General features: G+C 71.9%; 11 protein-coding genes and 1 riboswitch. Of the genes, 4 read left to right on the top strand and 7 right to left on the bottom strand.

Going from position 1 to position 11,177, the window contains the following annotated elements; translation table 11 throughout:
* Positions 1-110 precede the first annotated feature (110 nt).
* The 5 genes from P3T34_RS35405 to P3T34_RS35385 form a co-directional block, all read right to left on the bottom strand.
* Positions 111-887, bottom strand: a complete 777-nt coding sequence (locus tag P3T34_RS35405; protein ID WP_280670262.1) for an alpha/beta fold hydrolase — start codon at positions 885-887, stop codon at positions 111-113.
* 139 nt (positions 888-1,026) lie between these two features.
* Positions 1,027-1,749, bottom strand: coding sequence for an MgtC/SapB family protein (locus P3T34_RS35400; protein WP_280670260.1), 723 nt, complete (start codon positions 1,747-1,749; stop codon positions 1,027-1,029).
* 36 nt (positions 1,750-1,785) lie between these two features.
* The gene (locus P3T34_RS35395) at positions 1,786-3,426 is read right to left on the bottom strand and encodes a divalent metal cation transporter (protein WP_280670258.1); all 1,641 of its coding nucleotides are present in this window, start codon (positions 3,424-3,426) and stop codon (positions 1,786-1,788) included.
* 308 nt (positions 3,427-3,734) lie between these two features.
* Positions 3,735-3,911: riboswitch (M-box (ykoK) riboswitch) on the bottom strand.
* Positions 3,912-4,014: 103 nt separating this feature from the next.
* Positions 4,015-4,545 carry a GNAT family N-acetyltransferase gene (locus tag P3T34_RS35390; RefSeq protein WP_280670256.1) on the bottom strand — a complete coding sequence of 177 codons (531 nt, stop codon included), beginning with the start codon at positions 4,543-4,545 and terminating at the stop codon, positions 4,015-4,017.
* Positions 4,546-4,621: 76 nt separating this feature from the next.
* Complete coding sequence (locus P3T34_RS35385) at positions 4,622-5,824, bottom strand: ATP-grasp domain-containing protein (RefSeq protein ID WP_280670254.1); 1,203 nt, start codon at positions 5,822-5,824, stop codon at positions 4,622-4,624.
* A 206-nt stretch (positions 5,825-6,030) separates the two neighbouring features.
* Here P3T34_RS35385 and P3T34_RS35380 point away from each other — a divergent pair, with 206 nt between their 5' ends.
* Entirely contained in the window at positions 6,031-7,305 is a 1,275-nt protein-coding gene (locus P3T34_RS35380) for an MFS transporter (RefSeq protein ID WP_280670252.1), read from the top strand.
* 89 nt (positions 7,306-7,394) lie between these two features.
* Positions 7,395-8,186 (top strand): maleylpyruvate isomerase family mycothiol-dependent enzyme, encoded by a 792-nt coding sequence (locus tag P3T34_RS35375; RefSeq protein WP_280670250.1) that lies wholly within the window; start codon positions 7,395-7,397, stop codon positions 8,184-8,186.
* A 26-nt stretch (positions 8,187-8,212) separates the two neighbouring features.
* Here P3T34_RS35375 and P3T34_RS35370 read toward each other — a convergent pair whose 3' ends face one another.
* Positions 8,213-9,049, bottom strand: a complete 837-nt coding sequence (locus P3T34_RS35370) for an SDR family NAD(P)-dependent oxidoreductase (RefSeq protein WP_280670248.1) — start codon at positions 9,047-9,049, stop codon at positions 8,213-8,215.
* A 118-nt stretch (positions 9,050-9,167) separates the two neighbouring features.
* Here P3T34_RS35370 and P3T34_RS35365 point away from each other — a divergent pair, with 118 nt between their 5' ends.
* Positions 9,168-9,617, top strand: coding sequence for a MarR family transcriptional regulator (locus P3T34_RS35365; RefSeq protein ID WP_280670246.1), 450 nt, complete (start codon positions 9,168-9,170; stop codon positions 9,615-9,617).
* A 13-nt stretch (positions 9,618-9,630) separates the two neighbouring features.
* On the opposite strand, the gene lepB is transcribed toward P3T34_RS35365, so the two are convergent.
* Positions 9,631-10,503 (bottom strand): signal peptidase I, encoded by an 873-nt coding sequence (gene lepB / locus P3T34_RS35360; protein WP_280670244.1) that lies wholly within the window; start codon positions 10,501-10,503, stop codon positions 9,631-9,633.
* 470 nt (positions 10,504-10,973) lie between these two features.
* Between lepB and P3T34_RS35355 the strand changes: the two genes are divergently transcribed.
* Positions 10,974-11,117, top strand: a complete 144-nt coding sequence (locus tag P3T34_RS35355; RefSeq protein ID WP_280670242.1) for a hypothetical protein — start codon at positions 10,974-10,976, stop codon at positions 11,115-11,117.
* The last annotated feature ends 60 nt before the right edge of the window (positions 11,118-11,177 follow it).

Here is an 11,177-nt window from a genome sequence, read left to right as displayed (position 1 = left end):
CTCCAGGAGCCCTGGAGTGCAGAGAGGGACGCGCTGCGGAGCACCCGTTCGGACGCCGGCAGGTGCGGTGACTCGGGTTGACGCCGTGGCAGTGAGCGGCAGGCAGGCAGTCAGCGGCCGACCGCGGCCAACTCCTCGCGCAGCGCCGCCAGCACCTCGGGTCCCGACTCCACGGTCAGGAAGAAGTGGCCGCCGGGGAACATCCGCAGCGAGCTGTCCGCCGTGGTGACGCCGGCCCAGAGCTCCAGGTCCTCCTTCGACATGGAGTCCTCAGTCCCGCCGAACACGGCGACCGGGCAGTCGAGTTGCTCGCCCTCGGTGCGCCTGAAGGTCGCGCAGATCCCGTAGTCCGCCCGCAGGGTGGGCAGCACCATCTCGACCAGCGCGGGAATCGCCAGCACCTCGGGCGGAGTGCCGCCCATCGTCCGCAGCTCCTGGACCAACCGGGCGTCCGACCACTGGGGGCGGTCGTGGCGCGGCTCGAACCGATCGGGCGCCGAGCAGCCGCTGACGACCAGCCGGGCCGGGGTGCGCCGCCCGGCGCGCCGGGCGGCCAGCGCGACGCCGTAGGAGATCATCGCGCCCATGCTGTGCCCGAACAGCACGTACGGCCGGTCAAGGAAGGGCTGGATCGCGGCGTACGCCTGGTCCACCGCCTCCTGGTAGTCGGTCAGGTGCGGCTCGGCGATCCGGGTCTCCCGCCCGGGCAGCTGGACCGCCAGCAGTTCGACGTCCGCGGGGAGGCTCGCCTGCCAGGTCCGGTACATCGTCGGGCCGCCGCCCGCGGGGTGGAAGCAGATCAGCCGCAGCCGGGCGCCGGGCCTGGGCTCCGGGTTGCGGATCCACGGCGTGCTGGCGGGAGCGGCGGCATGGTCGTGCGGGAACATCGGAGCAGCCCTTCATGCGGCGGGCCCCGGCCGGCGACCGGAGCGGGCTCGGGGTCGAGCTGCACAGGAATCTACGCTGCTGGGAGCGGCCGGTGCAGGGTGGGTGGCATCGTGCCCGCCCACCCTGCGCCGGTCGGTCTCAAGCGAGTGCGTCCTGTTCGAGGTCCTCCTCCAGGTGCCAGTGCAGGTCGCGGATGCCCGGCTCCAGCGAGAGCCGGGAGACCACCTGCTCCAGCGCCTGGGCCACATCGCCGCTGATCGCGACGGTGGCCCGGATGCTGGTGGCCTCGTCCGGACCGCGACGGGCCCGCAGGCCGGTCGGCGCCAATCCGGAGGCGGCGAGGGCCTGCAGCAGCAGCGCGCGGATATGCGACTCCGAGCGCCGCTCGCACTCCAGGTGCAGGGTGGCGCGGACGGCCTCGTCGGGGTCGCTGCCGGCCGCGGGGGCCCGGTCGAGCAGGTGGCCGGCCGGGCGCAGCACCAGGTGCACGGCCAGCACGGTGAGCGTGCCCAGCACGGCGAAGCCGAGCTTGCCGGAGGCGGCCAGCACCCCGACGGCGGCCGAGCACCACAGCGTGGCCGCGGTGTTCAGGCCGCGCACGCCGCCGCCGTCGCGCAGGATCACGCCACCGCCGAGGAAGCCGATCCCGGAGACCACATAGGAGGCGACCCGGGTGGGGCTGCTGCTGTCGGCGACGGCCTCGCTGTAGAGGACGAACAGGGTGGCGCCCGTCGCGACCAGCGCGTTGGTGCGCAGGCCCGCCATCCGGGCCCGCCACTGGCGTTCGACGCCGATCAGGGCGCCGCAGCCGACACCGGTGGCGAGCCGGATCAGGAAGTCGAGGGTGGTCAGGGTGTGCATGGGAGATCCCCTCTCATCGATCGACTGCCAGGTCGGTCAGCTGCTGAGCGCGAGGGTGACGAGCTTGAAGATGACCATGATCATGGCGACCAGGAGGTAGCCACGCAGGGCGCTCATGCCGACCTTGCGGGTGGCGGACATGGCGGGCTTGGTGAGGGTCTCCAGCGGGGGCATCCGCCAGCTGTCGCGGCCGGTGCGGTCGATGTCCTCCATGGTGGCGGTGCGCTTGCGGGTGAAGGCGTAGCCGGCGGCCAGGACGCCGACCACGCCGCAGCCGGCCATGATGTCGAGGATCGCGGCGGCGGTGATGTTCGGGAACAGCACGGAGGCGGTCAGGATGATGGAGAGGGTGACCAGGACGCCGACGACGAACGAGGTGAAGGCGTTGATCTTGGGGCCGTTGACCCAGGGGCCCAGCACCTGCTTGTCGTTGCAGAGCAGCAGCAGGAAGACCGAGGCGGAGGGCAGCAGCACACCGGCCAGCACCTGGACGCCCTGGGTGAGCAGGCCGAGCGGCGAGCCGGGGATCAGCACGATCGTGGCGGCGGCGGCGACCAGCGCGGCGTAGACGGCGTAGAAGCCCTTGGCGTTGCCGACGCCGCGGTGCAGCGAGTGCTTGATGCCGAAGACGTCGCCGATGGCGTAGGCGGTGGAGAGCGAGACGGCGAAGGCGCCGATGATCGAGGCGTCCAGCAGGGCGATCGCGAACAGCACGCCGACCAGCTTGCCCGCGTGGGCCTCCAGGCCCTTGGCCACGCCGGCCGCGTCGGTGAAGTGGCTGAAGCCGTCGGTGCCGGCGAAGGCCGCGGCCGAGGCGCCCATCAGGGCGGCCGCGCCGATGACGACGATGGCGATGCCGATCCAGAGGTCGACCTTCTCGTACTTCATGAAGCGCGGGGTGATCCGCTTGTCGATGACGTACGACTGCTGGAAGAAGAGCTGCCAGGGGGCGACGGTGGTGCCGACGATGCCGATGATCAGCAGCATCACGGTGGAGAGGGCTCCGGCGCCGCCGGGCATGTTCGGCACCACGAAGTCGTGGGCCATCTGCGAGGCCTTCGGGTGGACCAGGAAGTAGATCGGGATCAGCAGCAGCGAGCCCGCGCACAGCGCGATGGCGATCCGCTCGAAGCGGCGGAACGAGCCGGTAAAGGCGGAGGCGATGATGATCGCGGCGGCCAGCACCACCGAGGCGACCTTGGGCAGGCCCAGGTATCCGGTGGCCAGCGTGATGCCGATGAACTCGGTGACCAGCGTCAGCGCGTTGAGCAGGAACAGGTCGATGACGCTGAACGCGCCCCAGAACTTGCCGAAGCGCTCCAGGATGAGTCGGGCGTGGCCGACGCCGGTGACCGCGCCCAGGCGCAGCACCATCTCCTGGTTGAGGTAGAGCACGGGGACCAGCAGCAGCAGCGTCCACAGCAGGTGGGTGCCGTAGTTCTGGCCGGCCTGGCCATAGGTGGAGAAGGCGCCGGCGTCGTTGTCGCCGACCATCACGATCAGGCCCGGGCCGACGATGGCCAGCAGGGTCTTGAGCTTGGCGGACAGGCCGCGGCGCTCGCCGTGGTCGTCGAGCTTGATGGTGCCCATCGCGCCCTGGATGTCGCCGATGTGGGCGTCGTCCAGGACCGCGGCGCGCGGGGTGGTCGCGGTGGGGTCGAGCGTGGCGTTGGTCATGGCGGGTCTCTCCCGGGCCCCTCTCGGGGGCGGTGAGGGCACGCAGCAGCAATCCGCCCTGCGAACGCGCGGCCCGGGCTCGCCGCTACGACCAAAGGCCGTACGGTGCTGGGGACTTGGCGTGGTTACGCGCAGAGAAGGTGGTTACCGCGTGCCGGTGGACAGCGAGGACGGGCGGGTGCGGGGCCGTTTATGGCCCGGACTACTGCTGCTACTCGAATCCATGTCACTCGCCTCCTTCCGGTCGGTGCGCCTTCAACGGCGCGATATCGACGCGGCAAGGAGCGACCGGCACGCCGAAAACGGCCGGTACACCCCAACTCGTCAGAGCTTTGGCACTCCACGGCGTGATCCTGCCTTTGAGGCGGGAAGCCACTTGGGATCAACCCTTAGGTCGGGAAGATCTGTCCTGATCCGGAGCGTCTCTCGACGGGTGGGATCAGTGGCCTGTGTCCGTGAAGACGCCTCACCGAACGAGGTGCCTTGCAAAACCTCGACCAGCTTAAACCCTCCCCGCCCATACACTTGCCATATTTACCTATCCTTGACCTTTCTCTTGGGTGGCGCCGACGCCGCCCCCCGAGCCGCCTACGCCTCCCGATGACGCTCGAACAGCAGCTCACGGCCGTCCAGTTCGTCCCACTGCTCGCCGGCATCGACAAAGCCGAAGCCCGCGATCGTGGCCAGCGAGGCGGTGTTGTCGGGACTGATCGAGGCCCGCACCGTGCGCACCCCCGACTCGGCGGCCGCCCAGCGCAGCAGCTCGGCGAGGATCGCGCGGGCATAGCCCCGGCGGCGGTGGTCGGGCGCCACCGAGTAGCCGACCTCCACCATGCCCGCCGGGTCCGGCGGTCCGTGGAACCCGGCGTAGCCCACCACGACGCCGTCCGGCTCGGCCACCGCCGCCCGGGCGACCCAGCGGGCACTGCCCGGGTCACCGGCGATCTGGTCGAGCCTCAGCTGCCAGAGCCAGCGGGCGTCCTCGGTCAGGAAGAAGTCGGTGAGCGTCAGGCCGGCCCGGGCGCTCGCCTGCGCGAGATCGCCGTCCAGCAGCGCGGTCAGGACAGTGGGCGCGAGCTGGACGAGGCGCACGCACTTGGAGTCGCTCTGTTCTGTCACAGGCGGATGGTGCATCCAGCCACGCGGAGCTGTCCACCGGATTTCCGGGGCCACTCAGGCGAGACTCGGACGACGCTCAGACCAGGTCGACCCTGATCAGCCGCACCGCGGCCGCGGCCCGCTCGGCAGCCTCCTCCGCGCTGGCGCCCACCGCCAGGACGTAGCCCTGCCGGTCGTGCGACATCCGCAGCGGCGGGACGTCCTTGCCCACCGCGAGGCCGCTCTCCACCCGCAGCACGCCGGGGCTGCGCTCGGCCTGCGCCAGGCCGTGCACCGCACCGACCGTCCCGGCGCCGACGTCGAAGTACCGGATGGCGGCGCCGCCCTGGGCACCGCGCGGCGGCGGGCCGGCGAGCACGTGGTCGGGGAAGGCCCCGGCGAAGCCGGCCAGCACGGCGGCGAACATGTCCACCCCGGTGACCAGTTCGACCAGTTCGAAGATCCGGTCCCCGCCCGTCCTGGTGTGCGACTCGACGATGACCGGGCCGTCCGCGGTGACGATCACCTCGGTGTGCGAGGGGCCGTAGCGGTGCCCGATCGAGTCCAGGAAGTCGACGGTGGCCTGCTCGGCCGCCGCGATCCGCTCCCCCGGCAACCGGGACGGCATGGTGTGCCCGGTCTCGACATAGTGCGGCGCGCCGGTGGTGAGCTTGTCCGTGACGGCCAGCACCCGGTGGCGTCCCTCCCAGCTGACCGCCTCGACGCTCACCTCCGGGCCCACCGCGAACGCCTCGACGATCACCGGCAGCCCGGGATTGACCGCCAGGTTGTCCGCGAGAGCCGCCGTCACCTCCCCCGGCCCGCCCAGCCGGTGCACCTGCCGGCTCGCCGAACCGCCGATCGGCTTGAGGATCACCGGCCAGCCGACCTTCTCCCCGAAGGCGCGGACCTCGTCCGCCGAGGTGGTGGTCAGATGCTCGACGGTGGCCAGTCCGCGCTCCCGCAGGTGCTCGCGCATCCGGCCCTTGTCCCGGGTCAGCTCGACCGGTCGCAGCGGGTTGCCGGGCACCCCCAGGCGCTGCTGGATCAGCGCGGCGTTCAGCACACCGTGCTCCTGGAAGGAGACCACCGCCGCGAACGGCTCGGCGCGGTGCAGGGTTTCGGCGAGGTCGACCACGATCGGGGCGTTGATCGGGGAGGTGATCAGCCGGTCCAGCAGCGCGATGTCCTCCGGCGTCAGGTCGGTCCTGTTCTGCACCACGGTCAGCTCGAACCCGCAGGCCACCGCCGCGCGGTAGGCCTCGGCGAACCCCCCGACCATCATCAGCCTGGGCCGCACGGCGATCTCCTCCTTCTGGGGCCGGTCCGGGAGGCCAGCATGGCAGCCGCCGCCGAGGCGGACCAGCCCGTTCCGCTCACCATCGACCGGAGCAGACGATCCGTCAGATCACTTTCTTCGAAGCCGAGTCGAACCCGAGTCGGGCCGATCGGCCGTACAGTCGAAACAGTCGCGCCGCCCGCCACCCCGTCCCCCGGAGGCGCCGTATGGACTCCCCGCTGGCCCTTCGGACCAGGCTGGCCCGCTTACCCGGCCCGGCCTGGATCATCTTCGCCGGCATGTTCGCCAATAAGTTCGGCAACTTCCTCAGCGTCTTCCTGGTGCTCTACCTGACGGGCCAGCGCTACTCCGCGTTCCAGGCGGGCATGGCGGTCGGCGTCGCGGGCCTGGGCGGCTTCGTCGGCAACGCCGTCGGCGGGGCGGTCGCGGACGGCTACGGGCGGCGGGCGGCCATCGTGGTGTCGATGGCCGGCAGCGGTCTGGCCACCCTGGCCGTGCCGCTGGTGCACGGGATCTGGGCGACCACCGCGCTGGTCGCCGTGGTCGGGGTGTTCGCCCAGCTCTACCGGCCGGCCGCGGGCGCCCTGCTGGTGGACGTGGTGCCCGAGCAGCAGCGCGTCACCGCGTTCGCCGTCCTGCGGCTGGCGATCAACCTCGGCATGGCGGTCGGCCCGCTGGTGGGCGGCCTGCTCAGCGCGCGCTCCTACCCGCTGCTCTTCGTCGGGGACGCGCTCACCTCCTTCGCCTTCGGGGCGCTGGCGCTGCTGCTGCCCGCCGGCACCCGGCCGGCCAAGCCGGCGCCGTCGACGGTGCCCCGCGCCACCGGCGGCTACCGCGACGTCTTCCGGGACGGCCGCTACTGCCTGCTGCTGGCGACCATGGTCGCGGGGACGGTCGTCTACGGGCAGTCCACCGTGACGCTGCCGCTGCACGTGGCCCGGCACGGCTTCGGCAACGGCTTCTACGGGCTGCTGCTGGGCCTGAACGCAGCCGTCTGCGTGCTGGTCGAGCTGCCGCTGACCCGCTGGACCGAGCGCCGCGGACCCCGCCGGGTGATCGCGGTCGGCATGCTGCTGATGGGCGCCGGGATGGCCGGCACCGGGCTGGCGGACAGCCGGGCCCTGCTGATCCTGACCGTGCTGCTGTGGACCTTCGGGGAGATCGTCTACTCCCCCATCTGCTCCGCCTACCCGGCCGCCTTCTCGCCGCCCCACCTGCGCGGCCGCTACCAGGCCGCCGACGGGCTGGCGCACACCCTCGGCCAAGCGGTCGGGCCGGTGCTCGGCGGCTTCCTCTACGCCCGCTCGGCGCCGCTGCTGTGGGCGGTGACGGCGGCGATCGCACTCCTCGGGGCGCTGACCGTGCTGCCGGCCGTCCCGCGCGCCGGGCGGGACCAGGCGGCGCGGGGCCAGGCGGCGCGGGAGGCGGACGGACGGGCCGTCGACGTAGGTGGCGGCGTGGGTGGCGGCGTAGGTGGCTGACGCCCGGCCGCGGCCGTGTGGCAGGCTGCCAACCGGTGCCGCGACCCGGCACCGACGCCAGGCCGGACACCCTCAGGAGGCACCCCACCGTGAACGCATCGCCGCAGGCAGAGCCCACCGCCGACCCGATCGACCACCGCGCGGCCGTCGCGGCGCAGGCCGAGCACTTCGTGGCCCTGCTCAAGGACGCCGACCTCACGACGACCGTCCCCAGCTGCCCCGGCTGGACGCTGACCGACCTGGTCCGCCACACCGGCAGCGTGCACCGCTGGTTCTCCACCCTGCTGAGCAAGCTGCCGCAGCAGCCGCCGACCAGCCGCGAGGTGGACCTGCAGCTGCCCGCCGAGGACGCCGGCTACCCCGACTGGCTGGCTGCGAGCGCCGCGCTGGCCGCCGAGACCTTCGCGGCCACCGACCTGGCGGCGCCGATGTGGGCCTGGGGCGTGGACCAGCACGCGCGCTTCTGGGTGCGCCGGATGCTGTTCGAGACCCTGGTGCACCGCGTCGACGCGGAGACCGCGCTGGGCTTGACCCCGGCGATCGACCGCGCGCTCGCGGTCGATGGCGTGGACGAGTTCCTGGTCAACCTGCCGAACGCGGGGCTGTTCGCGCCGAAGGTGGCGCAGCTGCGCGGCACGGACCAGACCATCCGGTTCCGCTGCACCGACGGGGACGGCGACTGGCTGGTCCGGCTGCGTCCGGACGGCTTCGGCCTGGTCGCGGACCCGGCCGAGGTGGCGGTGGCCGACGCCACCGTCCAGGGCACGGCGGCGGACCTGCTGCTGCTCGCGTACGGCCGGCTGGAGCGCACCGCGGGCTCGCTGACGGCCGACGGGGACCAGCAGCTGCTCGACCTCTGGTTCGCCAACTCGGAGTTCTGAGCGCGACCGATCGGTCTCAGCTCAACTCAAGCGATCCAGCCGCTGGTGAGGGCCTGGACGGCCGAACCGTCCAGGTCGGCGAGCTTGGCGCCGACGAAGCCGCGCGCGGCGTCCGAGGTCTGCAGCCGGAAGGCCGGCCGGTCGGCCGTCAGGACCTCCAGGATGGTCTCCGCGGCCCCGGCCGGCGGCTGGGCGAAGGACGCGAACTGCGCCTGGGTCCGGGCCAGGTAGGCCTCCATCGCGGGCGCGTACGGACCGGCCGCGACGAGAGCCGCCGGGAGGTCGACGCCGACGTTGCTGACGAACTCGCTGGCCACCGCGCCCGGTTCGACCACACTGACCGTCACGCCGACCGAGGCCGCCACCGGGGCGAGACTCTCCATGAAGCCCTCGACGGCGAACTTGGCCGCGCAGTAGGCCTCGTTGAAGGGCTGCCCGATCACGCCGCCGACGCTGCTGACGGTGATCAGGCGGCCCCCGGTGGCCCGCAGGTGTGGCAGGGCGGCCTTGGAGACCTGGACCACGCCGAAGAAGTTGACCTCCATCACCGCGCGGACGTCGTCCAGGCTCTCGCCCTCCAGCGTCCCGAGGTGCCCGGCACCGGCGTTGTTCACCACGGCGTCGAGCCGGCCGTGGTCGGCGACAACCCCGGCGACGCAGTCGGCGACCGAGGCGGCGTCGGTGACGTCCAGCGGGCGGATGTCCAGCTCGACCCCGGCCTCCTCGGCGGCCTTGCGCAGCGCGTCGGCGCGCTGCGGGTTGCGCAGGGTGGCGACGGTGGTGAAGCCGGCCCGGGCGGCGGCCACCGCGGCGGCGAGGCCGATGCCGGACGACGTGCCGGTGATCAGGACGACCTTGGACATGGTGGTGGCCTTTCGCGAGATGATTATCGAACCCGGTAGTTATTGTTCATAACTACTTGGCTCGATAACTATGCGCTGGAATCTTTGCCAGTGTCAAGCATCTCGGTAGAGTGTCCTCATGCCCACGACTCCCGACAGACCGGCCGGCCCGGACGACGTCTCGGCCCGTGTGCTCGGCCTGTTCGTGGCGATCACCCGCCGCTACAACGCCGAGTCCGAGGCCGCCGCCGCCCACCACGAGCTGACCCCGCTCCAGGCCAAGGCCCTGCTGGCGGCGGCGCAGCCGGTGCCGATGCGCGCCGTCGCCGACAAGCTGCACGCCGAGCCGTCCAATGTCACCGCGGTGGTCGACCGCCTGGAGGAGCGCGGCCTGGTCGAGCGCCGGCCGGCCCCCGGCGACCGGCGGGTCAAGCTGGTCGCGGCCACCGACGCCGGGCACGCGGCGATCGCCGGGCTGCGCGCGGCGATGCCGTTCGCCGCCGACCCGTTGGGCGCCCTGGACCACCACCAGCGCGAGGTGCTCGCAGACCTGCTCGCGCTGGTGGTCGGCCAGGAGCCCGCCCCCTAGCCGCTGGCAGGGCTCAGCGGCGACGCCTGCGGTACCAGAGCGTCAGCGGGAGCGCCCCGGCCACCGCGCCCAGGGCGCTCGGCGCGGCCGCGAGCGCCGGGCCCGCGGCCAGCCCGTGCTGGCTGAAGGTGGCCGGCTCCGGCAGCGTCGACCAGCGGTCCAGTGGCCAGGCCACCACGAACGCCCGGCCGATCACGTTGCCCACCGGCACGAAGCCGCCCTCGTTGCCCACGATCCGCTGGTGGCGGGAGTCCCAGGAGTCGTCGCGGTGGTCGCCCATCACCCAGAGCTTGCCCTTCGGCACGGTCACCGTGCCGACCGGGTCGTTGTCGCAGGGCGTCGCGCCCGGGTAGATGTAGGGCTCGTTGAGCGCTACGCCGTTCACCTTGACCGGCTCACCCGCGGTGCACTGCACGGTGTCGCCGCCGACCGCGATGACCCGCTTGATCAGGTCCTTCTCATTGGCGGACGGCATCAGCCCGACCGTGCTCAGCGCCGACTGCAGGTCGCGGACCACCCCGTTGCTGCTCTGCGGGGGCATGTCCGAGGAGTTCAGCCAGCCGCCCGGGTCGTGGAAGACCACCACGTCGCCGCGCGCGGGGGTGCTGCCGAACCAGGGGGTCAGCTTGTCCACGAGGACCCGGTCGCCCTGCTGCAGGGTGTTCTGCATCGAGTCCGAGGGGATCGAGAAGGCCTGCACCAGGAAGGTCTTGATCAGCAGCGCCAGCACCAGGGCGATCACCACCAGGATCGGCAGCTCCTTCCAGAGCGGCCGCCGCGGCCTCTCGGCGGGTGCCGGCTGAGCCGCCTCCGCGAGCTCTTCGGGCTCTTCGGGCTCTTGGGGCCCTGACTGCTCCAGGGCAGCACCCTCTGCCGGGCTCTCCATCACTGTCTCCTTCTCCACGCCGACCAACCAGCACGCCCAACGAACCACCACGCCCAACGAACGGGAGTTCCCGAGCGCTTCCCGAGCGCTTTCCGGGCTGACGACCGAGCAGACAGTGGTGGGCGAGGGCGGGCCGTCCCGGCTTCTGCACGGGAGCTGGGCGAACGGGCCATACGGCACAAAAGGAAACGCATGGTGCGGCTGAGATGAACGAGTTCCCCGCCCCATTCATCTCAGCCGCCACCCAGCGTGGCTGACCACCTGACAGCCTGTCAACCATGCGTCCCTCCACAGTCACTCCCCGCCCCCACCGAGAGACCGGCTGTCAGCTGCGAAATGCCCCCGCCAGACCGTGTAAACACCCCGTTGACCTGCCCGTTGATTCCGCGTTGATCACTCTCTCCCTACCTTGGCACTCGTCGGCCTCACCCGAGCCGACAAGAACCATCTCGCCCCCACAAGGAGCTCCCATGGATGACATGTTCAACCTCGATGTCGAAGAGCTGTCCGCCCCCACCTTCGAGGAGACCGGCGCTGCGGACGCCGTCAACGGAGTGACCTTCCACTCCTTCACCGGCCGCGTCTGCAACCCCGACACCGGCTGCATCTGCTGAGAGCTGCCCTGAGCGCGGGTGGGGCGATCACGCCCCACCCGCGTTGTCGTTTTCTCCAGG

Source organism: Kitasatospora sp. MAP12-44 (assembly GCF_029892095.1).
In the GTDB taxonomy this organism is placed as follows: Bacteria; Actinomycetota; Actinomycetes; order Streptomycetales; family Streptomycetaceae; genus Kitasatospora.
This window is presented reverse-complemented; position numbering and strand designations above follow the sequence as displayed.